General features: G+C 65.3%; 23 protein-coding genes and 2 tRNA genes. 18 read left to right on the top strand and 7 right to left on the bottom strand.

The window, feature by feature from the left end:
- Positions 1 to 46: 46 nt before the first annotated feature.
- The 5 genes from IE246_RS07725 to IE246_RS07745 all read left to right on the top strand — a co-directional run bounded on the left by IE246_RS07725 (position 47) and on the right by IE246_RS07745 (position 3,935).
- Positions 47 to 478, top strand: a complete 432-nt coding sequence (locus tag IE246_RS07725) for a PaaI family thioesterase (RefSeq protein WP_189988386.1) — start codon at positions 47 to 49, stop codon at positions 476 to 478.
- Positions 475 to 1,368: an aldose 1-epimerase gene (locus tag IE246_RS07730; RefSeq protein ID WP_189988387.1), complete on the top strand. Its 894-nt coding sequence runs from the start codon at positions 475 to 477 to the stop codon at positions 1,366 to 1,368. The genes IE246_RS07725 and IE246_RS07730 overlap by 4 nt, the downstream gene beginning before the upstream one ends.
- A 134-nt stretch (positions 1,369 to 1,502) precedes the next feature.
- On the top strand, positions 1,503 to 1,961 hold the full coding sequence (rplM, locus tag IE246_RS07735; RefSeq protein ID WP_189988388.1) for a 50S ribosomal protein L13: 459 nt from the start codon (positions 1,503 to 1,505) through the stop codon (positions 1,959 to 1,961).
- 3 nt (positions 1,962 to 1,964) lie between these two features.
- Positions 1,965 to 2,456, top strand: a complete 492-nt coding sequence (gene rpsI, locus IE246_RS07740; protein WP_189988389.1) for a 30S ribosomal protein S9 — start codon at positions 1,965 to 1,967, stop codon at positions 2,454 to 2,456.
- 156 nt (positions 2,457 to 2,612) lie between these two features.
- The gene (locus tag IE246_RS07745; RefSeq protein ID WP_189988390.1) at positions 2,613 to 3,935 is read left to right on the top strand and encodes a site-specific integrase; all 1,323 of its coding nucleotides are present in this window, start codon (positions 2,613 to 2,615) and stop codon (positions 3,933 to 3,935) included.
- A 69-nt stretch (positions 3,936 to 4,004) separates the two neighbouring features.
- On the opposite strand, the gene IE246_RS07750 is transcribed toward IE246_RS07745, so the two are convergent.
- Positions 4,005 to 4,991 (bottom strand): PDDEXK family nuclease, encoded by a 987-nt coding sequence (locus IE246_RS07750; RefSeq protein WP_189988391.1) that lies wholly within the window; start codon positions 4,989 to 4,991, stop codon positions 4,005 to 4,007.
- Positions 4,992 to 4,994: 3 nt separating this feature from the next.
- A complete protein-coding gene (locus IE246_RS07755) occupies positions 4,995 to 6,314 on the bottom strand; it encodes a DNA cytosine methyltransferase (protein ID WP_189988392.1) in 1,320 nt (439 codons plus the stop codon).
- 445 nt (positions 6,315 to 6,759) lie between these two features.
- On the opposite strand from IE246_RS07755, the gene IE246_RS07760 reads away from it, so the two are divergent.
- The 3 genes from IE246_RS07760 to IE246_RS07770 all read left to right on the top strand — a co-directional run bounded on the left by IE246_RS07760 (position 6,760) and on the right by IE246_RS07770 (position 10,418).
- Positions 6,760 to 7,443, top strand: coding sequence for a recombinase family protein (locus IE246_RS07760; RefSeq protein WP_229836640.1), 684 nt, complete (start codon positions 6,760 to 6,762; stop codon positions 7,441 to 7,443).
- 442 nt (positions 7,444 to 7,885) lie between these two features.
- Positions 7,886 to 8,824 (top strand): hypothetical protein, encoded by a 939-nt coding sequence (locus IE246_RS07765; RefSeq protein ID WP_229836641.1) that lies wholly within the window; start codon positions 7,886 to 7,888, stop codon positions 8,822 to 8,824.
- A 1,081-nt stretch (positions 8,825 to 9,905) separates the two neighbouring features.
- Positions 9,906 to 10,418 (top strand): gamma carbonic anhydrase family protein, encoded by a 513-nt coding sequence (locus tag IE246_RS07770; RefSeq protein WP_189988393.1) that lies wholly within the window; start codon positions 9,906 to 9,908, stop codon positions 10,416 to 10,418.
- Between the two features lie 8 nt (positions 10,419 to 10,426).
- On the opposite strand, the gene IE246_RS07775 is transcribed toward IE246_RS07770, so the two are convergent.
- Together IE246_RS07775 and IE246_RS07780 are read right to left on the bottom strand one after the other, a co-directional pair.
- Positions 10,427 to 11,185 (bottom strand): class I SAM-dependent methyltransferase, encoded by a 759-nt coding sequence (locus tag IE246_RS07775; protein ID WP_189988394.1) that lies wholly within the window; start codon positions 11,183 to 11,185, stop codon positions 10,427 to 10,429.
- A 25-nt stretch (positions 11,186 to 11,210) separates the two neighbouring features.
- A complete protein-coding gene (locus tag IE246_RS07780) occupies positions 11,211 to 13,028 on the bottom strand; it encodes a PHA/PHB synthase family protein (RefSeq protein ID WP_189988395.1) in 1,818 nt (605 codons plus the stop codon).
- Positions 13,029 to 13,254: 226 nt separating this feature from the next.
- On the opposite strand from IE246_RS07780, the gene IE246_RS07785 reads away from it, so the two are divergent.
- From IE246_RS07785 to IE246_RS07825, 9 genes are all read left to right on the top strand, one after another.
- The gene (locus tag IE246_RS07785; protein ID WP_189988396.1) at positions 13,255 to 14,472 is read left to right on the top strand and encodes an OmpA family protein; all 1,218 of its coding nucleotides are present in this window, start codon (positions 13,255 to 13,257) and stop codon (positions 14,470 to 14,472) included.
- A gap of 69 nt (positions 14,473 to 14,541) precedes the next feature.
- Positions 14,542 to 15,834, top strand: coding sequence for a homoserine dehydrogenase (locus tag IE246_RS07790; RefSeq protein ID WP_189988397.1), 1,293 nt, complete (start codon positions 14,542 to 14,544; stop codon positions 15,832 to 15,834).
- A gap of 149 nt (positions 15,835 to 15,983) precedes the next feature.
- Complete coding sequence (gene glpX / locus IE246_RS07795; protein WP_189988688.1) at positions 15,984 to 16,943, top strand: class II fructose-bisphosphatase; 960 nt, start codon at positions 15,984 to 15,986, stop codon at positions 16,941 to 16,943.
- Positions 16,944 to 16,953: 10 nt separating this feature from the next.
- Positions 16,954 to 18,732 (top strand): single-stranded-DNA-specific exonuclease RecJ, encoded by a 1,779-nt coding sequence (gene recJ / locus IE246_RS07800; protein ID WP_189988398.1) that lies wholly within the window; start codon positions 16,954 to 16,956, stop codon positions 18,730 to 18,732.
- Positions 18,733 to 18,796: 64 nt separating this feature from the next.
- Positions 18,797 to 18,872: transfer RNA gene (locus IE246_RS07805), tRNA-Glu, on the top strand.
- A 93-nt stretch (positions 18,873 to 18,965) separates the two neighbouring features.
- Positions 18,966 to 20,381 carry a matrixin family metalloprotease gene (locus IE246_RS07810; protein ID WP_189988399.1) on the top strand — a complete coding sequence of 472 codons (1,416 nt, stop codon included), beginning with the start codon at positions 18,966 to 18,968 and terminating at the stop codon, positions 20,379 to 20,381.
- 61 nt (positions 20,382 to 20,442) lie between these two features.
- A tRNA-Glu gene (locus IE246_RS07815) sits at positions 20,443 to 20,518 on the top strand.
- A gap of 104 nt (positions 20,519 to 20,622) precedes the next feature.
- Complete coding sequence (locus IE246_RS07820; RefSeq protein ID WP_229836653.1) at positions 20,623 to 21,582, top strand: M14 family metallopeptidase; 960 nt, start codon at positions 20,623 to 20,625, stop codon at positions 21,580 to 21,582.
- 118 nt (positions 21,583 to 21,700) lie between these two features.
- Entirely contained in the window at positions 21,701 to 21,856 is a 156-nt protein-coding gene (locus IE246_RS07825) for a hypothetical protein (protein ID WP_189988400.1), read from the top strand.
- Between the two features lie 19 nt (positions 21,857 to 21,875).
- On the opposite strand, the gene IE246_RS07830 is transcribed toward IE246_RS07825, so the two are convergent.
- Both IE246_RS07830 and IE246_RS07835 read right to left on the bottom strand, forming a co-directional pair.
- Positions 21,876 to 22,463, bottom strand: coding sequence for a pyridoxamine 5'-phosphate oxidase family protein (locus tag IE246_RS07830; protein ID WP_189988401.1), 588 nt, complete (start codon positions 22,461 to 22,463; stop codon positions 21,876 to 21,878).
- The gene (locus IE246_RS07835; RefSeq protein WP_189988402.1) at positions 22,460 to 23,650 is read right to left on the bottom strand and encodes a multidrug effflux MFS transporter; all 1,191 of its coding nucleotides are present in this window, start codon (positions 23,648 to 23,650) and stop codon (positions 22,460 to 22,462) included. The genes IE246_RS07830 and IE246_RS07835 overlap by 4 nt, the downstream gene beginning before the upstream one ends.
- A gap of 310 nt (positions 23,651 to 23,960) precedes the next feature.
- Between IE246_RS07835 and IE246_RS27865 the strand changes: the two genes are divergently transcribed.
- Entirely contained in the window at positions 23,961 to 25,007 is a 1,047-nt protein-coding gene (locus IE246_RS27865; protein WP_229836656.1) for a putative metalloprotease CJM1_0395 family protein, read from the top strand.
- Positions 25,008 to 25,015: 8 nt separating this feature from the next.
- Here IE246_RS27865 and IE246_RS07845 read toward each other — a convergent pair whose 3' ends face one another.
- A complete protein-coding gene (locus IE246_RS07845) occupies positions 25,016 to 25,738 on the bottom strand; it encodes a hypothetical protein (RefSeq protein WP_189988403.1) in 723 nt (240 codons plus the stop codon).
- Between the last annotated feature and the right edge of the window lie 107 nt (positions 25,739 to 25,845).

A 25,845-nucleotide genomic window follows, 5' to 3' on the forward strand; every position in this document is an offset into this window, starting at 1 on the left:
TTCGGCCGGTGACGGTAGCGGCGACGGGCCCGGAAGGAAACGTGCGATGGCGGCAAGAGTGTCGGTCGACGAGATGAACCGGATCATGCGCGAGGAGGTGCCGATGGCCGGCAACCTCGGGATCCTGTTCGACACCATCGAGGACGGTCGCGCGACCGCCCGACTGCCGTTTCGCGACGACCTGCTGCGGCCGGGCGGCACGGTGACCGGTCCGGCGATGATGGCGATGGCCGACGTGGTGATGTACGGCGCCGTGCTGTCGCGGATCGGCCCGGTGAAGCTGGCGGTGACCACCAACCTGAACGCCAACTTCCTGCGCCGCCCCAAGCCGGGCGACCTGCTGGCCGACGGCCGGCTGATCAAGTGCGGCCGGCGCCTGGCCTATGGCGAGGTCACCCTGGTGTCGGCCGACGCCCCGGACGATCCTGTCTGCCACGTGACCTGCACCTATTCGATCCCGCCCGAGGAGGCCCGATGACGCCCCGTACCTTCCAATTGTCGGCCGGAGATCTCGAGGCGACGGTCGAGCCGGCGTTCGGCGGCCGGGTAACCGCGTTCCGGCGGAGCGGCGTCGACCTGTTCGTACCGGTCGCCGGTCGCCGCGGCGATCCGGCCAAGGCCGGCGCCGGCGGCTGCTTTCCGTTGGTGCCTTGGTCGAACCGTATCCGCGACGGCCGCCTGACTCACGACGGCCGCATCATCGAACTGGTCCCGACCGAGACCGGCGGCAGCAGTGCGATCCATGGGCATGGACGCCGGATCTCCTGGCGGGTGCTGGGCGACGGCGGCACCTCGTCGGTGCGCATGAGCTACATGTTCCCGGCCGGCGAGGAGGGGTGGCCGTTCTCCTACGTGGCAGACCAGACCGTCAGCCTCAGCGAGGACGCGCTGAGCATCACCCTGTCGGTCGAGAACAGTTCGTCCAGCCCGATGCCGGCGGGGTTGGGGCTGCACCCGTACCTGCCTCGGACGCCGGAGATGGGGCTGTGGTTCTCGGCCGCCAGCGCCTGGCCGCCGGTCGACGGCAAGCTGCCGTCGGGCCCCGAGCCGGTGCCGTCCGAGCTGGATTTCTCCGAGCCGCGGCCGGTGGTGCTGGGGCTCGACCAGGGGTTCGGCGGCTGGGACGGCTCGGTGCACGCGATCTGGCCCGAGCATGGTGTCGGGCTCGGCATCCACGGCGGTGCCGCGCTCGGACACCTGATCGTGTTTACGCCGCCGGACCGGGACTACGTCTGCCTCGAGCCGGTCTCCCACTGCATCGACGCGGACAACCTCGCGGCACGGGGCGTGGCGGGGACCGGCCATCGGCTGCTGGAGCCGGGCGAACGGCTGGCGGTGATCGTCCGGTTCCAGGTTGAGGTATTCTGATACCGCATTCGTAATCTCACTGATTTTTTTGACGCTTTTCGGCTTGACCGGCCTATTCGGTTCCGTCATATAGCCGCGTCGCCGGCCCGTGCGGGGTCGGCGGATTGTTTTTCTCGTGTCCTTGGGTGATCGCGATGCGGACCTACTCGGCCAAGCCGAGCGAGATCGAGAAGAAGTGGTACGTGGTCGACGCCGACGGCGTCGTTCTCGGCCGCCTCGCCTCGATCATCGCCAACTACCTTCGCGGCAAGCACAAGCCGACCTTCACCCCGCACATGGACTGCGGTGACAACATCATCGTGGTCAATGCGGAGAAGGTGAAGCTGACCGGCAACAAGCTGTCGCAGAAGCACTACTACTGGCACACCGGCTATCCGGGCGGCATCAAGTCGCGCAGGGCCGACCATCTGCTCGCCGGCGCCCACCCGGAGCGGGTGATTACCAAGGCGGTGCAGCGCATGATTACGCGCGGCCCGCTGGGTCGTCAGCAGATGAGCAACCTGCGGGTCTACGCCGGCACTGAGCATCCCCACGCGGCGCAGCAGCCCGAGGTCCTGGATGTCGCGGCCATGAACCCGAAGAACGCGAGGTAAGCGATGTCGATCGATACCGATACCGCCGAGCCGACCGGCCTGGACAAGCTGGCTGAGCTGCAGGCCGACGCCGTCGAGGCGAAGCCGGTCGAGCCGCAGGTCGACGCGCAGGGCCGCTCCTACGCCACCGGCAAGCGCAAGAACGCGATCGCGCGCGTCTGGCTGAAGCGCGGCCAGGGCCGCATCACCGTCAACGGCAAGGACCAGGCCGAGTACTTCGCGCGGCCGGTGCTGCAGATGATCATCGGCCAGCCGTTCCAGGTCGCCGACCGCGACGGCCAGTTCGACGTGGTCTGCACCGTGAAGGGCGGCGGCCTGTCCGGTCAGGCCGGCGCGGTCCGCCACGGCATCAGCCAGGCGCTGACCCTGTTCGAGCCGGGCCTGCGGCCGGTGCTCAAGAAGGGCGGTTTCCTGACCCGCGACCCGCGCGTGGTCGAGCGCAAGAAGTACGGCCGGGCCAAGGCGCGTCGGAGCTTCCAGTTCTCGAAGCGCTAACAAACGCTCAAATTTATCGAGTGTTTACAAGGGGATGGACTTTTGTCCATCCCCTTCACTTTTTTGACATGAGATTGACAACCGACTGATCCACCCTGAGAATCCAGTTCTCGCTTTTGACAAAGGCTTGAAGCGACTGGATAAGCGGGGGCGGCGATGGCCTATGAAAACCGTCATTCGTTTCGGGACGGGAAGATCGTTCTGTACACCAGGAACGGTAGGCCGACCTTTCACGCGCGTCTCTCCATCGACGGAATGGACGGCTACGTGGTGCGCTCGACGAAGCGCACGAGTGTGGAAGAGGCCCGACGTGTGGCCGAGGAGTGGTACGACGACTACCGCTACAAGATCCGGCACGGGCTTGAGACGGGTACCCATACGTTTGCAACGCTCTGGAAACGATGGCTGGCTGCCAACCGCGCCACCCTCAGCACCCCGCGCCTGCGCTATATCTCGGGCACTATTGACCGCTACCTGATGCCGTATTTCGGCGACATGTCGGTTTCATCGATCACTGACAAGGTGGTGGCGGGATACTGGGACTGGCGTATCAACTACTGGGTTTCGGAGACCGGCCAAGCCAAGATTGCCTCGGCTCAGAAGACCCGTACGACGGCAAAGCGTCCCTACAAGCAGAAGCTCGGGAACGTTGCGAAGGTGCCTGCACCTAAGACCCTCAAGATGGAGCAGTCCGTTTTGAGGCAAATTTTCGGATGGGCGGCCCGCTCGGGTATCGTCAGCTATCCTCCCGAGGTAAAGGCGCCTGTCACGAAGTCACCTGGAACCGTCAGCCGTCGGCCTGCCTTCGACTTCGACGAGTGGCAACAGCTCTACCGGTTCTTGCGGGTATGGGCTGCCGGGGAGCACGAAAGCGGTTCTGACGGAGGCCGGAGCCCCAAGAGGTCCGCTCACAGCCTGCACCTCTGGCAAAGGCAGCTGCTGCGGAATTATGTGCTGATCATGGGCATGACCGGCCTAAGGCCAAACGAAGCCCGGCAACTCCGATGGAAGGATGTGCAGGTCATTCAAAACGGCAACGACCATACATTTGTTGCCTTACACGTCAGCCCGACGACGAAGACAGGCGAGCGGCTTTGCATCCCTCTGGCACGCTGTCGAGACGTGCTGGAGCGGGTTCGTGCCGCTTCGACTCATACCCAGCCTGATGACTTCGTGTTCTGTGGGCGGGATGGCACCCCGATTGAGAATTTTGGAAAGACGTTTAAGTCCGTGCTCACCGAAGCAGGCCTATTGAAGGATCGATTTGGGCGTGTGCGCACCATCTACTCTCTGCGCCATACATATGCGACCTTGAGAATTTTGCACGGAAGTGTCAGTATCGATGACCTTGCTCAAAACATGGGCACAAGTCCAGCAATAATATTTCAGCACTATAGACACATAACCACACGACAGAGAGCAAAGGAGCTAGGCGGTGTTTTGAATACTGAAATGAGTCGAAAAGGACTGTATTTTTAAATTGAACGGCATGTCAGGGATATTGATCTGGTGTTTTGTTGTAGCGACGAGCTTCGAGGAGGCTGGTGATTATTTCTTTGTAAATCCGTCTGAGAAATGTCGAGCCAAGAAAAGAAGCCACTCTAGTTGGCCTCTTTGTAGTATTGAGACATTGTAGTGGCTTGGCAGCATTGATATATCAAGAATATCCGGCAGATCGGAAATGGTATATGTTGGTGTGGTCTTTGGAATGCTGACTGGCGTAATGCAAGCTCGAATAAGTGCGCAGCACAATTCAATCCATGTATCTTTGCCGCCGAGGTATTCCCACCACTCGATGCCGACTCGTACTGTGGCCGAAACCTTTAATGGACCATCCGTGTAAGCTATCGACCAGGCGCCCTTATGAGACGATGTTAACTGTGACTGCCGAGGACGTGATTCATCAATGTTACGGAGAATATGCCAATCCTTCTTGTTTGACTGCTTTTTTGTTCCATACAGAACACCATAAGTAAAATCGACTTCTTTTACACCATGATTAACTGCCCATGACGAAGCTCGATCAACAAGTTCATTGCCAATGTTTTTTGCCATGTCGTCATTTAAAGTACGGGGTCCACTCTTTAAAGTGGCGCCGACAAATACGCTACTCTTGTGGTCAACCTTGCGCCCATCAAGCAGTGATTCATGCGAATGCATGGCGCTCTGGACAATGTCCCATCCATACACTGGAAGAACAACTTTCTCCACCATATTCCCCGCTGAAGTTTCCATTGACGAAAAAACCTTCGCGGGAACTAAGTCTTTCTCTATCTGTGCAACCCTGGAATACGATTTTTGTTTCGAGTAAAACATAAGAACGAATGGACTTGTGTAAAACTTTGAAAATTTTGAGCTTGCATCGGGCAAGCCCTTTATATGCGTTCCAATCTTGGAGCGAAACGCAGACTCCATTGCCAGAATACGGGCTTTCGCGCCTGCATCATTATCTACCTTCTCCAGTGAATCAAAAATATCCTTCTTTCGAAGAAGAGTATCGGGCACGGAATTCGGAAGATCTGGGTGGCCTGCCATTTATCAAACTCCTGCCATTTTCCGTTCACTACGAAGTGTGACGGGCGATGCATAGCGAACGGCTTTGTTCAAATCCCCATCGCTCCAAACCTTTGTTTCACCGTTTTTAAACCATTGACGGGTGCGAACGTGAGATTGCACATAGACAATTCGATATTCCTCAATTTCTCCAGGTTCTGGCTTCCATTTGCGTCGCTTTAGATCATCAAGTGCTTGGGCGACCACCTCGCCAGCGACGCGTCCCAGTCGAACAGGCACAGCGTTGCCTACCTGTGCGTATTGCTGAGCCGGCGTTCCCGAGAATTCCCAATCGCTCGGGAACTCCTGAATCAGCGCGTACTCCTTCAGCGAGAGCGCACGAACTTCGGTCGGATGGCATAACGACGTACTTGCGTGGTTTGGCATCGTGACCAGGGTCGGACACGGAAGATCGAAGCTGAGGCGTCGCCACCAGCCGGAGCGACCGCCTTTGGCGTGCCAAGCCCGTCCCATCGACTCCTGTTGAATGAGGATCGGCATGCTGCGCCAGTTGGAACCTTCCGGAACAAGACGCAGATAGCTCTTTTTTCGAGGGCTGAAATCCATGACTACGCTACCAGGATCGTTCAGTCCGCCGATTGCATCACGTAGTGTTCGCCATGGCTTCAGTGCCGGATCGCTCTGGCCGTGCGTGGGGTTGGGGAAGTCGACGCGCTTGTTGAATCTGTTTCCGATGAAAACAACCCTTTCGCGAAGCTGGGGTGCGCCATAATTGACAGCGTTCACCTCAAAGCAGTCCATGTGATAGGCGGCTGAACCGCATCTCTGAAGATCGCGAGCAAATAACCGGATAACCGATCCGGGTTCTTCGTCTTCACAAAGAGGCTTGCCGCCCTTCTCGGGTCTTTTCGCAATCGGGCGATGCTTCAAGGCGGCAGAGATCAACCCCCGCACGTTCTCCATAACGAAGAACTTGGGCTGAAGCACCTCAACGAACTTAAGGAACTGCCATATCAGCATCCCTCGCGGGTCTTGTACCGTCCCACGCTTTCCAGCGGTGCTGTATGATTGGCAAGGCGGGCCGCCGATCAAGAGATCAAGATCGCCAGGCCTCAGGCCACAGTCCGCCATGACCTGAACTGGATCGATCTCGCAGATATCCCCCTGATAAATGTGCAGTTTTTCAGGAAGGCGTCCTGCTGCCTTGTTCAAACGGATTGTCTCGCAGAACGGCGCCTCTTTCTCGACGCATGCCAAAAGGTCAAAACGACCTGTGCTTTCGATGCCGAGATCAAGGCCCATCGCTCCAGAAAACAGGGAGATTGTACGGTACTTCTTCGTCATTTTCCTGCTTTCACCTACTCGACGCTAACCCGCGTGGAAACTGCGACACGTTCTGCGTGGGGCGTCCGGGTATCCCCAGGTTCCTCAACTGATGACCCGGGATAGCGACATAACGCATTCGCACGCCAGACCGGCTACAGCATCTTTGGTTTGAATGGGAATCGCACGGGGATTCCGCATGCTCATGATGCGTGATTCGGCTCCCCCGCGTCGAGATGGTGTGGAGCGTAGTGGTGACATGGTGCGGTGGACAAAGTCGGCAGTGAAAATCATGAGGGCGTGTTCTTAAAACGCTCGCGTAAAGACAATACGAGCATTTTCGAAAATAAAAATCGTATACGAATTAGGCACTTGCTTAACAAGTGAGGAATTTGACTTCTTGCAAGGGAACGATTACGGTGTCGTCTCGGCATTGTCAATGGACGTTCACGGTGATGAGACACGTATGAAGGCTATTGCGTACTACCGAGTTTCGACGGATCAGCAGGGCCGTAGTGGGCTCGGAATAGACGCTCAGCGCTACAAGGTGCAGGTCTTCTTGGGCGACGATTTTCCGCCGGTCGCCGAGTTCGTGGAGATCGAGAGCGGAGGCAGTTCTGGCCGTCCCGAGCTACGGAAAGCCATCGCCGAGGCTCGACGACGGTCCCTGCCGCTGGTCGTCGCAAAGATCGACCGGCTTGCCCGCGATGTGGGTCTTTTTATGAGCATTCTGGACCAGGGGGTGGACGTTCGGTTTGCCGAGCTTCCGGAACTGCCGACGGGTGCTGCTGGGCGGTTCATGCTCCAGCAGTTTGCGGCGGTAGCGGAACTTGAGCGGGGATTGATTGCGGAACGAACCTCTGCCGCGCTACAGGCCGCGAAGGCTCGCGGGAAGAGGCTAGGGGGGTATCGAGGGGGTCGGAAGCCCGATCATCGGCTGGCAGCCGCAGCGAGGAGGGCCAAGGCGGATGCATTTGCGGCTGACATGGGGGAGACGGTTAGATCGGCCGTTGACCTGGTGGGTGGGCTCAGGCCGGCTGCTCGCTGGTTGAACGAGCAGGGGTACTCTGCGCCGAGCGGCGGGGCCAGGTGGACTGCGGAAGCAGTGCGTCGGGTCGTTGCCCGTGCGGAAGAGTTGTGCCGAGATTGATCGATGGCCTACGCCTTCACCTACTTGCTCAGCATGTTCCCGTGAACCTCCAGATCCAGGGCCGACTGCGCTACCTAGACGCCCCGCTCCGTCACTAGCCCGGTCGCTTCAACCTTGGCTCACGCGTGAATTGCCGTCGTCCCGTTTCCCGTTTCATTTTCCGAGAAACACCTTATCTCGGTGTCCACGGAACCGGCAGCAGGCCATGAGGGGGTATCGGGCTTCAGCTGTGGCGCTCATCTATCTGGTCAGCCAAGGAGGGAAGTGCGGATAGCGGACGTTGGCATCGCGCACGGCACCAGGTAGTTGTGATCAGATGCCGATGTTGCGTTAGCATGGCTTGGAAACTGGCTGTTGCGACATTGGGCTGCGGCGTAGGAATGGTCGTTAGGGATCGTTGGTGGGAACAATGTCCGAGAGAATGGATCTTCGAAATCGGGCAATGGAGCTTCTCAAATCACAGCCGGGTTCGCGCTTCACGGCGCGGCAAATAGCTGAATGGATCGCGGCGCGCTATCCGGCGGCCGTGCAGGCCAAGCTTGAGAAGAGTTCTGCGGTCAATAGCCATGCAGAGGTGATGAATCAGATAGTCGCTGAGATAGGTGCTAGTCGACCCAATTGGGAGCGACAGGTGCCGCAGCTTCGGACCACTGAAGGCATTCGGCCGCGGCAATTCTATTGGACCGAAAAATCTGAAGAACAAGAAGTTCACGATGCAGAGCGGACGCCTAGCCGAAAGGAACTGTCAACGCAGTTTGAGTCGGGCGACGGAACAGGGGGATCGGAAGTCGACGTTGATGTACAATTAGAGGTTTCCGAGGCTGAGCTATACCCGATTCTGATCGAGTTTATGGAAGGCGAGTATCCTTTTAAGGGAGTTAGAATTGACGAAAGACGCTCGTCGAACGCGTATGGCCGGGGTGGGAATCGTTGGCTGTTTCCGGATGTTGTGGGTATGGAGGATTTAACTAGGGGACTTGATAGTGAGGTTAAGCTCGCAGTTCGTGAAAGTAGAGATAGAAGGATCCGACTCTGGTCATTTGAGGTAAAGCTGTTGGTGAATCGTTCTAATGCGCGCGAGACATATTTTCAGGCGGTTTCAAATTCGTCGTGGGCAAATTTCGGTTATTTGGTTGCATCGCGTATAGAGGGATCAGATACGATAAAAGAACTAAGAATATTGTATGCAATGCATGGGATCGGATTGATATTACTGAACGTAGAGGATCCTGCAGAAAGTCAGATTCTGATTCCGTCTAGAGAGCGATTGGACATCGAATGGTCCATGTGTAGTCGATTGGCTGCGGAGAATCGAGATTTTAAGAGCTTTATGAGAAGGGTTCGTCAATTTTTCCAAACTGGTGATATGCAAGAATCATAGATAATATCGCTATGAAAGAGACGATGAATATCATCGACAATATTAGTAAGTGCAAATTGAAACACGGTAGGGGGGCATTTCGCCGTTTTGATTCATCTCAAAATTCTTCCACTTTTTTGTATCGTAGCTAGTGCATCGTTCAAAATCAGCTACCGATGGAATCGCCGATATGTGAAACGATCCGCGAGGATGTCTGGTACGCCAAGCAATGGCGAGTTTCGAGGCGTTGCTACGTTTAATTAGCCTCTTGAAGGATTTATCGACTGAAATTGGAACAGCCAGAACGATATGAAAATGTTTGCGCACATGTGGATCGTCGGAATTTTCGATTATCGAGAAATATGAGAGATTGGCACGATTAGTGCCAATGCGAGGGTTGACTCGACGTCGAGAATATTTGATCAAGAAATCGTGGTCGGACCATAGGTCTGATTCGATTGCACTGTAATTAGAATGATCTTGAGTGAGTGTCATGTGATAGTAATGACATGTAGAGAATCCGCCAGTGGAAGTTAGGAAGGCGATTGGCTCTGCACGTCTGAGAAAGGCAATGCTGTTAGACTTGGGTTGAAACATGGAATTTTGCTCCAAGAGCGATTTGTGGAATTAGACAATATGAATAGAATTGGCAGCACTCATTGAGTGGCCACGAAACTATGAGGATTTTCGATAAAGGTGCGCGTGCCCCAGAACCGGAGGGTGGTAAATCCCACCCGCACGCGTATTGATATTTAGCAGACGTATAGCATACGGTCGGTGTTACTGCAATGAAAATAGTAAGTATTCGATATAGTGCGGATCTTTACTTTTTTCGATCTGTAAGCCCGTAGGATGTCCCATTTTTCCTTAGTGTTTTTTTGACAAGCGGTTGACACGTTTTTGTCATTTCTCGAAAGCATTGGAAAATAAGGAAAAAGAAAAGGTCTAGTTCTCGAAGCGCTGACCGGAACGCCCCGGCTTCCGTCGCCAGGTTGGAAGGGCCCGCGAGAGCGGGCCCTTTCGCGTTTGTGCCCGGCTGTGTCGCTGTGCCGGCCACCCGGCTGCGCTACAGTCCCGTCGAACGACCGACGAGGAAATCGCCATGCCGACCCTGATCCGCCCGCATCACGGCGTGACCCCCGCGGTCGACCCGACCGCCTTCGTGGCCGAGACCGCGGTGCTGGTCGGCGACGTCCGGATCGCCGCCGAGGCGTCGATCTGGTACGGCTGCGTACTGCGGGGCGACGGCAACTACATTCGGGTCGGCGCGCGGACGAACGTCCAGGACGGCACGATCGTCCACATCGCGACCGACCGGTTCCCGACGCTGATCGGCTCCGGCGTGACGATCGGGCACGCCGCGGTGATCCATGCATGCACCCTGGAGGACGACAGCTTCGTCGGGATGTCAGCCACGGTGATGGACGGCGCGGTCGTCGAGCGCCACGCCATGGTCGCCGCCGGCGCCCTCGTGACCCCGGGCAAGATCGTCCGGTCGGGCGAACTGTGGGCCGGCTCGCCGGCCAGGAAGTTGCGCGACCTGACCGCCGCCGAGGTCGAGAACATCCACGCGTCGGCGATGCACTACGGCGAACTGGCGCGCTCGTACCGCTAGGGAGCGGATCAGCGGAACTCGCTCCAGGGCTCGGCCCGGGGGCGCTTCTCGAACACGATCATCGAGTCGTAGAACTGGATGCTGTAGGTCGAGGCCGCGAAGCGCGACACCGCGATGTCTCCCTGCCGTTCCGCCATCGGGACCGAGAACCGCGACGGCTTGGCGGCCCGGTAGACCGAGTGCATCTCGTCGACCAGCTTCTTGGCGTGCTCGATCATGGTCGTCTGCGGCCCGGCGTCCTGGTACTCCGGCCAGTAGCTGGTGTGGGTGTCCTCGCAGATGTACACGCCGTCGGCGGCCACGCTGGCGTAGATGCCGTTGAAGGTGTTGATCTGCTGGCGCGCGGTGTGCCCGCCGTCGTCGATCGCGATGTCGAACGGGCCGTGCTCGGCGACGATGCGGTCGAGAACTGCCTGATCGGCCTGGTCGCCGGTCACCACGGTGACGTCGGGCAGCAGCCCGTTGAACTGCAACGTCCGGGGGTCGATGTCGACCGCGGTGATGCGGGCGCCGGGACCGAGAAACTCGCGCCACATGAACAGCGAGCCGCCGTCCATGACGCCGAACTCGAGGAGGTGGCAGTCGGTGCCGCGGAACCGGGACAGGTGGCGCTCGTAGACGTCGAAATAGTGGTGCCACTTCTGCAGCTTGCGGCCGCGGACCCGCCAGTCCCAGTCGAGGAAGCTGCGGTAGAGCGCGCCGTCGCCCTGGGTTTCCGGTCTCGGGAGCGCAACCCGCTCGGCGAGCGGCGGACGTCTGCTGGACATTGCGGGAGCCTCGACGTGTGCCGGGTCAACCGCCGGTCTTGACCGCCACATAGCGGCCGGGCGCGTCCTCGATCGGCTTTAGGTCATGGTCGCCCGGCACCCGGGCCGGCACTTCGCCGCCCCCGAACCGCGCCAGCCAGGCCCGCCACTCCGGCCACCACGAGCCCTCGACATGGGTGGCGCCCTGCAGCCACTTCTCGGGGTCCTTCGGCGCCTTGCCTTTGCGGGTCCAGTAGCCGTATTTCGGCGGATCCGCCGGCGGGTTCACGACGCCCGCGATGTGGCCGGACATCGCCAGCACGAACTTCACCGGTCCCTTGTAGGTCTGGGTCGCCGCATAGGTCGACTTCCACGGCGCGATGTGGTCCTCCTTCGTCGACAGCACGAAGGTCGGCAGCGTGTTCTTCGACAGGTCGATGGGCACGTTGGCGAGGGTGATGCAGCCAGGCTTCACCAGGTCGTTCTGCTGGTACATGCGGCGCAGGTAGAAGCTGTGCATGGCCGCCGGCATGCGCGTGGAATCGGAGTTCCAGTACAGCAGGTCGAACGGGAAGGGTTCCTTGCCCATCAGGTAGTTGTTGATGACGAACGACCAGATCAGGTCGTTGGCCCGCAGCATGTTGAAGGTCGTCGCCATCGCCCGGCCGTCGAGGTAGCCGGCCTTGTTCATCCGGTCCTCGAGCGCGGCCAGCTGCTCCTCGTCGATGAACACCGACAGCTCGCCGGCCTCGGCGAAGTCGATCATGGTGGTGAAGAAGGTGATCGACTTGATGCGGTCGTCGCCGAGCGCCGCCATCCGGGCGACGGTCGCCGACATCAGCGTGCCGCCGATGCAGTAGCCGATGGCGTTGACCTCGCGCTCGCCGGTCGCCTGTTCGATCGCGTCGAGGGCGGCCATCGGGCCCTCGAGCAGGTAGTCGTCGAAGCTCTTGCGGGCCAGCCGCTCGTCCGGGTTGACCCACGACACCACGAACACCGTGATGCCCTGGGAGACCGCCCAGCGGATGAACGAGTTCTTCGGCCGCAGGTCGAGGATGTAGAACTTGTTGATCCAGGGCGGCACGATCAGCAACGGCCGGCGCATCACGGTCTCGGTGGTCGGCGAGTACTGGATGAGCTGCATCAGCTCGTTCTCGTAGATCACCTTGCCGGGCGTGGTGGCGACGTTGACGCCGACCTCGAACGCCTCGTGGTCGGTCATCCGGATGTCGAGCTTGCCGTGGCCGCGCTCCAGGTCGCCGACCAGATTCTCCAGGCCCTTGACCAGGTTCTCGCCGCGGCTCTCGAGGGTCGCGCGCAGGACCTCGGGATTGGTCATCGCGAAGTTCGACGGCGCCATCGCGTCGACGAACTGCCGGGTGTAGAAATCGACCTTGCGCCGGGTCTTGTCGTCCAGCCCCTCGACGTCCTGGACGGTCTTCTGCATCCAGCGCGCGGTCAGCAGGTAGGTCTGCTTGATGTAGTCGAAGAGGTAGCTGTCCTCCCAGGCCTGGTCCTTGAAGCGGCGGTCGCCGCTCTCCGGGGCCACCACCGGCTCGGCCCGGCCGCCCAGCATCCGCGATGTGGCGGCCTGCCACAGCGACATGTAGTCCTGCCACAGGCCCATCTGGGCCTGAAACAGCCGCGTCGGGTCGGCCATCATCTTGGTGGTGAGCTCGAGGAACGCGTTGCCGATGTTCAGCGGGTCGGTCATCCCGAGGGCGTCCCGGTCGCCGCTCTCGGCGTTCTGCTGCTCGATGAACTCCTGGACGATTCGCTGGCTGCGCTCGGCGATGCTGGCCATGGTGCGCGAGAGCTCGACAGGGTCGGGCAGCTTGTTCTGGGTATCCTGTGCTTCGGTCATGACGATGCCGTCGTGCCTCCGGACGGTATGGGGTCCGCCTTCTGCGGTCGGTTGTAGCAGAAATTGGTGACGCGTGGTCATCTGCGGTACCCGTCAAGTTTGTCAAAGCGTGTCCGTCTGTTGAAAACCGTGTTATTTTCGCGGCTTGACGGGTAAGGGTACGGGCCTCCGTGGCGGCGTGACGCGCGCCCGGGAGGCGCCGGATGGGTGAGGTCGGGAGAGCGGGATGACGCAGGAAGCGCGGATCGCGAAGACGTCGGCGGGACGGCGGGCGCTGGCGGTGTTCGTGATGGCGGGGGCGTTGGGGGTGACCGGATGCTCTTCGGTTCCCGACGCGTTGAACCCGGTCGAGTGGTACCGCGGGGCTTCCGACACCGTCGGCGGCTGGTTCGGCGACGAGGAGACCCCGGCAGAGCCGGGACGGGCCACGGCCGCCGATGGCGGCAGCAGCGCGAATGCCGCCTATCCGAACCTCGCCAGCGTCCCGCCGCGGCCGACCCCGACCACGACCGCCGAGGAGCGCGAGGCCCTGCGCAAGGGGCTGGTCGCCGATCGCGCCAACGCCCGTTATTCGGGCGAGCCGGCGGCCGCGCCGCCGACCGCGCCCACGACCGCCGCCGCGAGCGCCGGGCAGGGGGCGTCGCAGGCGCCGGCACCCAGCCGGCAGGCGACCGTGCCGCCGCCGGCTCCGGAACCGGCGGAACCCCGCCGGACCGCGCGGGCGGAACCGACGGCGAGCGGCGAGCGGTCGAACCTGTGGCCGAACCGGCCGGCCCCGGAGACGCCGGGCCTGCGGGCCTCGACGACCGGCCGGGTCGGGGACAGCATCAGCCGCGGAGCCTCGCCGGCACCCGCACCGTCGCCGGAACCGGCCGCGTCGGCGATCCCGGAACGCCGTTCCCCGGCGCCGGCCGAGCAGATGGCGGAGCGTACGACGTTGGACTCCGCCGGACCGGCCGCGGGGGCGCGGGCCGCTCCGGCCGAGCCGGCGGTCGGTGCGCCGGCCCCGACCGCCTCGAGCCAGAGCGTGATCGTCAACGAGGACGCGATCGGCGGCGGCGCGGTGGCGGCGTCGACGTTCTCGGGCCGCCCTTATCTCGCCTCGACGATCTATTTCGGCCACGGATCGGCCCGCCTGACCGCGGCCGAGCTGAACGCCATCGCCGAGATCGCCCGGGCCGCCGCGCCGAGCGGCGCCGGGGTGCAGGTGATCGGCCACGCGTCGTCGCGAACCGGCGATCTCAGCCTGCGCGACCACGACATGGCGAACTTCGCGATCTCGCTGAAGCGGGCTCAGGCGGTGGCGAACGCGCTGATCGCCGCCGGCATGCCGGCCGAGCGGGTCCGGGTCGAGGCGGTCAGCGACACCCAGCCCGAGTACTATGAGGTCATGCCGTCCGGCGAGGCCGGCAACCGGCGCGCCGAGATCGTCCTCTTCTACTAGGTGGGGCGGATTATTCTCAATTGACGCAATGCCTTGATGGGCATTGTTAGAGTATACTGCGAGGACGTAATGAGCGAAGTTCTGCGCGTGGGCGTCGCCGGCCTGGGAACGGTCGGCGCCGAGACGGTGCGGTTGCTGCGACTCCGCCGCGAGGATCTGGCGCGCCGCGCCGGCCGGCCCATCGAGCTGGTGGCGGTGTCGGCGCGCGACCGCAGCAAGGACCGGGGCGTCGATCTGGCCGGTGTGGCGTGGGAGGACGATGCCGTCGCCCTCGCGCGGCGCGACGACGTCGACCTGGTCTGCGAGCTGATCGGCGGCTCCGAAGGTCCGGCTCGGACGCTGGTCGAGACCGCCCTGTCGGCCGGCAAGTCGGTGGTGACCGCGAACAAGGCGCTGCTGGCGCACCACGGCACCGCGCTCGCCAAGACCGCCGAGGCGGGCGGCGTGACGCTCGCCTACGAGGCCGCGGTCGCCGGCGGCATCCCGATCATCCGGGCGCTGCGGCAGGGCTTGGTCGCCAACAGCATCGGCCGCGTCTACGGAATCCTGAACGGTACCTGCAACTACATCCTGTCGGCCATGCGCGACACCGGCCGGGCGTTCGACGACGTGCTCGCCGAGGCGCAGGAGCTCGGCTATGCGGAGGCCGACCCGTCGTTCGACGTCGACGGCATCGACGCCGCCCACAAGCTGTCGCTGCTGGCGGCCCTGGTGTTCGGCCGGGAGGTCGACTTCGACGGCGTCCACATCGAGGGCATCCGCCCGATCTCGCCGCTCGACATCGCCTATGCCGAGGAGTTCGGTTTCCGCATCAAGCTGCTCGGCATCGCCGAGGAGGCGCCGGAAGGCGTGCGCCAGCGGGTGCATCCGTGCATGGTCCGCAAGGACGCGCCGATCGCCCAGGTCGAGGGGGTGTTCAACGCCGTCGTCGCCGAGGGCGACGCGGTCGGCACCACGCTGTTCCTCGGCCGCGGGGCCGGCGCCGGCCCGACCGCGTCGGCGGTGATCGGCGACATCGTCGACGTGGCGGCGGGACGGCGCGCGCCGGTGTTCGGCATCGCCGCCGCCGAGCTGCGGGCCGCCAGGCCGGCACCGATGGAGGCGCTCGAGGGCCGGTACTACGTTCGGCTGATGGTGATCGACCGTCCGGGCGTGCTGGCCGACGTGACCGCGATCCTGCGCGACGAGCACGTCTCCATGGAGTCGATGCTGCAGCAGGGGCGCGACCCGATGGAGAAGGTTCCGGTGGCGCTCACGACCCACGAGGTCGACGAGGCGTCGATGCGGCGGGCGCTCGACAAGATCGCGCGGCTCGACGCCGTTCTGGAGCCGCCGGCGATGATCCGCATCGTCGAGCTCTGACAAGCCTATTCGGGTCTCGCGACGGCGGCCGGGATGGGCTAAAAGCCCGTAATGCCCGGGTCCGCCGCCGGCGGCCACCCGCAATTCCGAAACGACAACGATGGGGTCGGGAGCGTCCGATGTCGGAAAACGGTGCCGAAGTGTTCACCATGGACCGCAACCTCGCGCTTGAGGCGGTGCGGGTGACGGAGGCGGCGGCGCTGGCCGCGTCGAAGCTGATGGGGCGGGGCGACGAGAAGGCCGCCGACCAGGCCGCGGTCGACGCCATGCGGACGGCGCTGAACAACCTCGAGATCGATGGCACGGTGGTTATCGGCGAGGGCGAGCGCGACGAGGCGCCGATGCTGTACATCGGCGAGAAGGTCGGCCGCGGCGGCACCAAGATCGACATCGCGCTCGATCCGCTCGAGGGCACGACGATCACCGCCAAGGGCGGCGCCAATGCGCTGGCGGTGGTGGCGCTCGCCTCGGAAGGCGGGTTCCTGAACGCGCCCGACGTCTACATGGACAAGATCGCGGTCGGTGGCGGCCTGCCGGACGGGGTGGTCGACCTCGACGCGACCGTGAAGGAGAACCTGACGAGCCTGGCCAAGGCCAAGCAGGTGGATATCTCCGACCTGGTGGCCTGCATCCTGGACCGCCCGCGGCACGCCGAGCTGATCGCCAAGGTCCGCGAGGCCGGGGCCCGGATCATGCTGATCTCCGACGGCGACGTGTCGGGCGTGATCGCGACCTCGCAGCCGACCAGCGGCGTCGACATCTACATGGGTTCGGGCGGGGCCCCGGAGGGCGTGCTGGCGGCGGCGGCGCTGCGCTGCATCGGCGGTCAGATCCAGGGCCGGCTGCTGTTCCGCAACGACGACGAGAAGGCTCGCGCCAAGCGCTGGGGGATCGAGGACCTCGACCGCAAGTACGGCCTGATGGAGCTGGCCGGCGGCGACGTCATGTTCGCCGCCACCGGCGTGACCAACGGCGCCATGCTGCGCGGGGTCCGGCGGTTCCACGGCGGCGCCTACACGCACTCGATCATCATGCGCTCGAAGACCGGCACCGTCCGCACCATCGAGGCGACCCACGACTTCACGCGCAAGCCGTCCGGCCTGGACTGAGAACGCCGGGATGACGGCGACCGTCCTCGGCGTCGAGCGGTCGGCCACGGGAAGGCGCTGGGTCGCGCGCGGCGGCGGGAACGGCGCCGTCGAGCGCGTCGGCTTGGCCATCGCCCAGCGCCACGGCCTGCCGGAGATCGTCGGCCGGCTGATCGCCCAGCGCGGGGTGGCGCTCGAAGCCGTGGAGCGCTTTCTCGACCCGACCCTGAAGGCGGAGCTTCCGGATCCGAGTGTCCTGCGCGACATGGACGCGGCCGCGGCGCGGCTGGCGGACGCCGTGCAGGCGGGCCGGACGGTCGGGTTGTTCGCCGACTACGATGTCGACGGCGCGACCTCGGCGGCCCTGATGACCCGCTACCTGCGGGCGGTCGGCACCGAGACCGTCGTGCACATCCCGGACCGCATCGACGAGGGCTACGGGCCCAACCTGCCGGCCCTCGAGGGGCTGGCAGGACGCGGTGCCGCGGTGGTGGCCTGCCTGGACTGCGGGATCCTGGCGCTCGATACCCTCGGCGCGGCGAAGGCGGCCGGCATCGAGGTCCTGGTCATCGATCACCATCTCGCGGGTCCGGATCTGCCGGCGGCCGTCGCGGTGGTGAATCCGAACCGGCTGGACGAGAGCGGGGAGTTCGGCCATCTCGCGGCCTGCGGCGTCACCTTCCTGACCCTGGTCGCCCTCAACCGGGAGCTGCGCCGCCGCGGCTGGTTCGAGGCCCGGCGCGAACCGGATCTGCGGAACCTCCTGGATCTCGTCGCCCTCGGAACCGTGTGCGACGTGGTCCCGCTCGCCGGGCTGAACCGCGCCTACGTGGCCCAGGGCATCCGGGTGATGGCGACGCGCGGCAACCCGGGGCTGGCCGCGCTCGGCGACGTGGCGCGCCTCGACCGCCGGCCCGACCCGTACCATCTCGGCTTCGTGCTGGGGCCGCGCATCAATGCCGGCGGCCGGGTCGGGCGCGCGGATCTGGGGGCCCGCCTGCTATCGACCGAGGATCCGGTCGAGGCGGCGACGCTGGCCGCCGAGCTCGATCGCTACAACGAGGAGCGGCGCGCGATCGAGGCGCAGGTGCTGGAGGCCGCGATCGCGCAGGCCGAGGCCCAGGCCGACGCGGCAGCCCTGGTGGTCACCGGGGAGGGGTGGCATCCGGGCGTCGTCGGGATCGTCGCCAGCCGCCTGAAGGACCGCTTCAACCGGCCGGCCTGCGTGGTCGGGTTCGAGGACGGCATCGGGACCGGCTCCGGCCGCTCGGTTCCCGGCGTGCAGCTCGGCGCCGCGGTGATCGCCGCCCGGCAGGCCGGGCTGCTGGTCAAGGGCGGCGGCCACGCCATGGCGGCGGGCTTCACGGTCGAGCCGGGCCGCCTCGGGGCGTTCCGGGCATTCCTGTGCGAGCGGGTGGCGGCCGACCTGGAGGGCCAGGCGGCGACGCCGACGCTGTCGGTCGACGCGGCGCTCGCCCCCGGCGGGGCCACCGGCGACCTGGTGCGCACGGTCGGCCGCATCGGGCCGTTCGGGACCGGCAACCCTGAGCCGCGGTTCGTGTTCCCGGCGGTACGCGTCGTCGGGGCCGGGGTCGTCGGCGAGAATCACGTGCGCTGCACGCTGGCGGGCGCCGACGGCGGCCGGCTCAAGGCGATCGCGTTCCGGGCCCTCGACGGCGATCTCGGCGGGTCGCTGCTGCGGGCCGGCAGCACCGCGATGCACGTGGCCGGCCACCTGCGGGCCGACGACTTCCGGGGCGGCGACCAGGTCCAGCTGATCGTCGACGACGCGGCACCGGCAAACGGGTAACGCGACGTGCGTCGTCGGGGTTGATTTCCGTTCGCCCCGAAGGTACATCCCCCGGGTCCGGTGAGACCCCTTCGTCTAGAGGCCTAGGACACCGCCCTTTCACGGCGGCAGCACGGGTTCGAATCCCGTAGGGGTCGCCACTCTCCCGACAATCGATCGATATCCTGCACGGGCTTGACCGCCCGGCGGCGGGGCCGCACGCTGATCCGTCAGACCTGCGGACGGGTGTCGCTATGGCGATCGACTACGAGAAGGAAGGCTGGGCCGCCCAGGCGGCGGGACCGGACGTGCGCAGCGAGCTGTCGACCTCGGAGTCGTCGGGCAATGACACCATCGATGCGCTGGTGGCCGGTGGCAGCTACAAGTGGGGCCCGAGCGGCTTCATGGGGCATTCGACCACCGTCACCTACTCGTTCCTGACCAGCGCCCCGTCGTACAACGCGGTGTCGTCCTTCCAGGAGTTCAACGACACCATGAAGTCGGCGACCCGGCTGGCCTTCGCCGAGTGGTCGTCGATCGCGAACATCACCTTCGTCGAGGTGTCGAGCGGCGGCTCCATCCAGCTCGGCACCGAGACCATGACGGACGCCGCCGGCTACGCCTACTACCCGTCGACCAGCGAACTCGGCGGCGACGTCTGGATCGCCAACAACTTCGACTACAACACCGCGCCGGAGGTCGGGAACTACGGCTATCTCACGCTGATGCACGAGATCGGCCACGCCATCGGCCTCAAGCACCCGGGGGCGTATTCGTCCACCGACGAGTCGCCGTACCTGTCGAGCAGCGTCGACAACACCGACAACACGGTGATGTCCTACACGACCGGCAGTGCCGTGTATCCCACGGGGCTCGGAGAGTACGACATCCTGGCGGCGCGCTACCTGTACGGCTACTCCGGGACCGGAACGATCGGCAACGTGACCTTCGGGTCCGATTCGGCTGAGACCTTCACCGGCGACAGCGGCATCCAGTACGTCCACTCCCGCGACGGCAACGACTACATTGCGCTGCTCGGCGGCAACGACGGGGCTGCCGCCGGCACCGGCACCGACACCGTGCTCGGCGGCGACGGCAACGACCTGATCTACGGCAATGTCGGGATCGACCTGCTCAGCGGCGGGATCGGCAACGACACCCTGTACGGCGGGCAGAACGACGGGCCGGCCAGCACCGGGTCGTCGAGCGACCAGCCGACCGCGTATCGCAGCGGCACGGAGACCGTCGACGGCGGCTCCGGCAACGACCTGCTCTACGGAAACCACGGCACCGACCTGATGATCGGCGGCAGCGGCATCGACACGATGTTCGGCGGCCAGGACGCCGACACGCTGAGCGGCGGTTCCGGTAGCGACCTGCTGTACGGCAACCGCGGCGACGACCTGCTGGTCGGCGGGGACGGCTACGACCGCTTCATTTTCGGCGGCACCAGCGGCAACGACACGATCTCCGACTTCACCTATTTCACCGACTACCTGGTGATCCAGAGCAACGTGAACGGGTCGGGAATCACCAGCTTCAGCACCCTGGTCAGCCACGCGACCCAGAGCGGCACCGACGTGGTGATCGACCTCGGGAGCGGCAACTCGATCACCCTGCTGAATTACTCGACCAGCAGCCTGGTGAGCGCCGACGTGCTGTTCTACTGACACCCGCAATGTGCCTCTTGCATTCGGTCGGGAGGCTTGCTATCTGACGCTCCTCCTCGACGACCCCTTCGTCTAGAGGCCTAGGACACCGCCCTCTCACGGCGGCAACACGGGTTCGAATCCCGTAGGGGTCGCCACCGTTCTTCCGCGACGGTGGTATCGAGCGCTTCCCGATGCACCTGCCGGTTTACCGCTCGCCCGCCGCGACGCAAGATACGTCTTGGCGGGTCTGGAGGCGGCGATGATCGGCGACGACAGCCTGAGCGTCGAATTGGAGGCGCCGGACATCGCGCGCTGGCGGGGTGCGAACACCGGCGTCGACTACGTGCACTGCCTCGACAGCGGGCGACCCGGGCCGGACGCAATGATCAATGCGCTGATGCACGGCAACGAGCTGTGCGGGGCGGTCGCGTTGGACCGGCTGCTGCAGGCCGGAGTCCGGCCGACCCGCGGTCGCCTGACACTGTGCTTCGTCAACCACGAGGCCTATGACCGGTTCGATCCGTCGGCGCCGATGCTCTCCCGGTTCGTCGACGAGGACATGAACCGGCTGTGGACGGCGGATCGGCTGGACGCCCCGCCGACGACGGTCGAGGCCCGGCGGGCGCAGGCGTTGCGGCCGTTCTTCGACCGCGCCGACCGGCTCCTCGACATCCACTCGATGGGTACCCGGTCGCAGCCGATCCTGCTGGTTCACGGCCTGCCGAAGGAACGTCGCCTGGCCCGGGCCATGGGGTATCCCGCCACGGTGGCCTGTGGGTCGGGCCACGTTCAGGGCCGCAGGCTGATCGAGTACGGTCCGTTCAACGACCCGGCCGGCGACAAGGTGGCGGTGCTGGTCGAGTGCGGGCATCACTGGTCGCGCGGGACCGCGGTCGTGGCGCTCGACACCGCGCTGCACTTCCTCCGCGCCCTCGACATGCTGGACCCCGGGGTGTTCCGCGAGCACGCCTCCGACCCCGACCCGGTCGAACAGACCATGCTGGAAGTCACGCACGGCTACACCATCCGGACCGACGACTTCTACTTCACCGCGAGGTTCGACGGGCTCGAGCGGTTCGCGAAGGCGGGGGAGGTGTTCGCGGTCGACGGCGGCGAGGAGATCGGCACCCCCTACGACGACTGTGTGCTGGTGATGCCGAACCACCGCGCGGTCAGGGGGCAGAGAGCGTTCCGGCTGGCGCGGCCGGTCGTGGAGTAGCGCGAAGCGAGCCATGCAGCGGACGCAGGGCGGCTGCGTGCCGGCCGCGCTGGTCCGGTGCGTGCCGCTACCCTACATGCCCGCCAGTCGCTCGGATCACCGGCCGGAGGAGGCCACCATGTCCCCTGTCGTTTCGCGCCTCGGTGTCGCCGAGACCCCGGCCGCTTCCGTCACGCTCGCCCAGACCGAGATCCTGGCGCCGGTCGTGCTCGCCCTGGCGAACGCGCTGATCGCCGGCATCGCGCTGGTCGGACGGCTGTTCCGCCGCGGCTGAGTTCGCCGGTGGCTACGCCCTACGGAACCACCCAGGCAGCCTCGTAGTCGCCGTCGGCGGGCCAGCGTATGCGGGCCCGCCGATGCGCGTCTGCGCCCAGCCACACCCAGTCCCAGCTTCGCCACGCCACCGTGACGATGGCGAAGGCGTCGCGGTCGCCGCCGTTCGGATCGATCGGCGGGTGGTCGAGCGGTCGCGGTCCCGGGGTCGGCGTGCCCGGCGGCGGGCCGCCGCGATAGAGCGCTCGTCCTGCGGCGCCGAGGGCCGTCCAGGTCGCGTCGGCGGTCGGTCCCGACGCCTCGACCGCCGCATCCCCGGCAATCCGCAGCTGCTGCCCGGCGACCGGGTCCCACAGGCACAGTTCGACCGCCGTGTTCCGGGCGATCTGCCCGGCCTTGTCCGAGTGCCGGTGGGTGTTGATCCGGAGGCTGCGGTCGGGCACGGAGACGGCGCGCAGCACGACCGTCCGCAGGGTCGGCGCGCCGGTCTGCGAGAGGGTCGCGAGCATCGGCGTCCGCCAGGGTGCGGCAGGATCCGTCGTGGCCGCCGACAGCCGCCCGAGGACGTGTGCGACCAGGGCGTCCAGGTCGGCGGGCGGCGGGGTCAACGCGTCCTCCCGTCCGAGCGGGCCAGCAGGTGGAAGAAGAATGAGGCGATGCAAGCGAACAGGATCATGCCTGCCATCGCCCGGTGATCGGTCTGGTTCTGCAGCAGCCCGACCACGATGGTGAACACCGCGCCGGTCGCCATCTGGCCGAACCCCATCAGGCCGGAGGCGGCGCCGGCGATCCGCGGGTTGACGCTGACCGCGCCGGCGATGCCGTTGGGCTGACTGATGCCGTTGCCGACCGCGACCAGCATCATCGGCAGGAACACGCTCGCGGTGGTCACGATCCCGGCGACCAGCAGGCCGACGCTGGCGAGCCCGCCGACGGTGGACACGCCGACCCCGAGGGGGATCATCCGGTCGACGCCGAGACGCTGGGACATCCGGCTGGCCATGAAGTTCCCGGTCATGTAGCCGCCGGAGATCAGGACGAAGTACAGGCCGTACTCGCTGGGCGGCCGGTGCAGGATCTCGATCACGACATACGGGCCGCCGGCCAGGAACGCGAAGAACGCGCCGACCGAGGCGGCGGTGTTGCCGGCGTAGCCGAGGAACGCCCGCGACCGCAGAAGCTCGCCGTAGCTGCGCAGCATGGATGGCAGGTCGATGCGCGGGATCGGCGTGAGGTTGGTCTCGTGCAACAGCGGGATCGAGGCGGCGAGTACCACCAGCCCCATCGCCATCGGCACCAGGAAGGTCGAGTGCCATCCGAAGCTCGACTCCAGGAACCCGCCGAGCGCCGGGGCCATCGCCGGGGCCACCGCCATCGCCATGGTCACCAGGGCGATCACGCTCGCCGCCCGGTCGCGCTCGAAGACGTCGCGCACGATCGCGCGTCCGAGAACCATGCCGGCGCATCCCCCGACCGCCTGCAGGATGCGCCCGACGATCAGGGTCTCGATCGACCAGGCGAAGGCGCACAGCAGGCTTGCGATCGCGTAGATCGCCAGGCCGGCCAGCAGGGTCGGCCGGCGGCCGAAGCGGTCCGAGAGCGGGCCGTAGGCGAGCTGCGCCACCGCGACCCCGACGAGATAGAGCGTGAGCGTCAGCTGGATGGTGGCGTAGTCGGTGTCGAACACCCGGACCAGTCCCGGCATCGACGGCACGAAGATGTTGAGCGCGAGCGGACCGGTGGCGGTCGCCACGACCAGGATCCAGATCGGCGGGCTGAGCGGTTTGTCGGGCATGAGGATCGCGGTCGGGGCCGTGCGCGGTGGATGGCTGAGTAACCTAGGCGCAGCGGGAGGTCCGGCCAAGTGGGTGTCGGCGGCGGGCTCGAGGGCGCCCGCGTTAACGCCTTGACCGGGATTTCGTGCTAAGAAAGTCGACGGGGAGGAATGCACGGTCGTTGCAGCGGAGACGCCGCCGGGTATGACGAGTACGGCGCAGATTGTCGGAGGGGGGATTGGCGGCGGGCCGGGATTCGGCGCGCCGGCGGTCTTCGGGCGCCCGTCCGCGGCGGACGGGGCGAGAGCCGACGCGCGCGATGCCGACCGGTTGCCGGGCCGCGGCGATGCAGGCGACGAGGCCGCGACACAGCCGGGCCGCCGGCCGTCGGCACCGGCCGGCGACGCCCGGTCGGCGACCGACATTCCCAGGCTGCCGGGACAGGAAGGCCGCCCCGAGGGCGGCCCGCGACGCCCGCTGATTGCGGGAGGCGCGTTCACGCTTGCCGTCGCCATCGGCCTGGCGCTGGATCGGCTGGGCCGGCCGGAAACCCCGGAGCCGGGAGAGCCGAGCGACCCGGCGGCCGACGACGGCGAGGCCTCCGGCGAGCCGGGGCTCGACGGCCTCACCGAAGCCGAGCGCGAGCTGGTTCGCGAGTTGCAGCAGCGCGACGCCGAGGTGCGCCGGCACGAGGCGGCGCACGCCGCCGCCGGCGGGCAGTACGCCGGTGCTCCGAGCTTCACCTACCAGACCGGCCCCGACGGCAAGCGCTACGCCGTCGGCGGCGAGGTGTCGATCGACACCGCGCCGGTCAAGGGCGACCCGGCGGCGACCATCCGCAAGGCCCAGCAGATCAAGGCGGCGGCCAACGCGCCGGCCGACCCGTCGTCCCAGGACCGGCGGGTTGCCGCCGCCGCCAACGCGCTCCAGCAGAGCGCCCAGGCCGAGCTCCTGGCCCAGCAGCGTGCGGAGCGGCAGGCCGCGGAGGCGGAGACGGCTGCGGCCGACGCCAGCGTGCCGCCGGCGGTCGCGGGCGCACAAGCGCCGAGTCCGGCCCCGGAAGGCGGGCTGGACATAGCGGCGACGGCGACCGGCGACAGCGGTGCCGGCACCGTCGCGACCGGCGCGCCACGAGCCGGTTTCGGACCGGCGGATGCCGGGAGCGGATCGTCGTCGAGCCCCGATACCGACACGCCCGACACCGATAGGCCCGGCACCGACACGCCGAACGCCGGAACGTCGGATTCCGACCGGGACGGCGACGGCCGGGACGACGACGACCGGGTCGGCGCCTTTGGCGCCGCGGCGTTCAGCGCCGCCGCCGCCAGCTACCGTGGGCCGGCCGAGCGGTCGAGCCTGGTTTCGCTGGCCGTCTAGCCCGGCTCTCAGCTTCGCGGGGCCGGCGTGTGGTCAGGGCCGCCGGCGGGTTCCGCCGGCTGCAGCTCACGAGGTTCGAAACCCAGGCACCTCTTGAAGCTGTCGGCCGTCTGGCCGGGCGTCTCGGAGCAGCTGAAGAACAGGTCGCGACAGCTCGTGTAGTCGGAATCGTTGCCGGTGAACCGGAGGTCGTCGCACAGCTCCTGGAAGCGCTTGGCAATCAGCGCGAAGTTCTCGGCGGGCTGCTCGATGGCGTCGCTCTTGGGGTCGAGCGGACTGACCTGCAGGAACTGGGCGATCGCCTGATTGCCGCGCCGCAGCGTCAGTTCCGCCTCCAGGCGCTCCCCCAGCAGGGTGTAGTAGGTCACGTGGATCGCCTCGCCGAGCATCATCTGCCGCAGGACCGGCGGGATGAAGCCGCGCCGGGCGTCGCCCCAGATGATGAACTGGATCGATCGCCCGACGATCTTGTAGAGCGTCGGCTCGGTGCCGACCTCGAGCTTCTTGAGCTCCTCCAGGTCGATCGGGTCGTTGTCGTCGACCCGGTAGACCGGCAGGCGGTCGGAGGTCAGCATCGCCTGGCTGGAGCGCGGCAGGTGGAATTCGCCCCAGATCGAGTTGTCCTTGTGGCGCATCAGCTTGAAGCCGTAGCCCTCCTGCGTGAGGACGCGGGCCTCCAGCACCGGCTTGTTGCTGATCGGGTCGGTGAGGACCTCGACGTACCACTGCACGCGGGCGGCATACGCAGACGTGATCCCGAGGCCGCATCCGACCGCCAGGATGGTTGCGAACAAGAGACGCTGGATGGCTGGATGCGCGCGCTGCATGGCGGCGCAGT

It is taken from the genome of Thalassobaculum fulvum, from assembly GCF_014652915.1.
Taxonomy (GTDB): domain Bacteria; phylum Pseudomonadota; class Alphaproteobacteria; order Thalassobaculales; family Thalassobaculaceae; genus Thalassobaculum_A; species Thalassobaculum_A fulvum.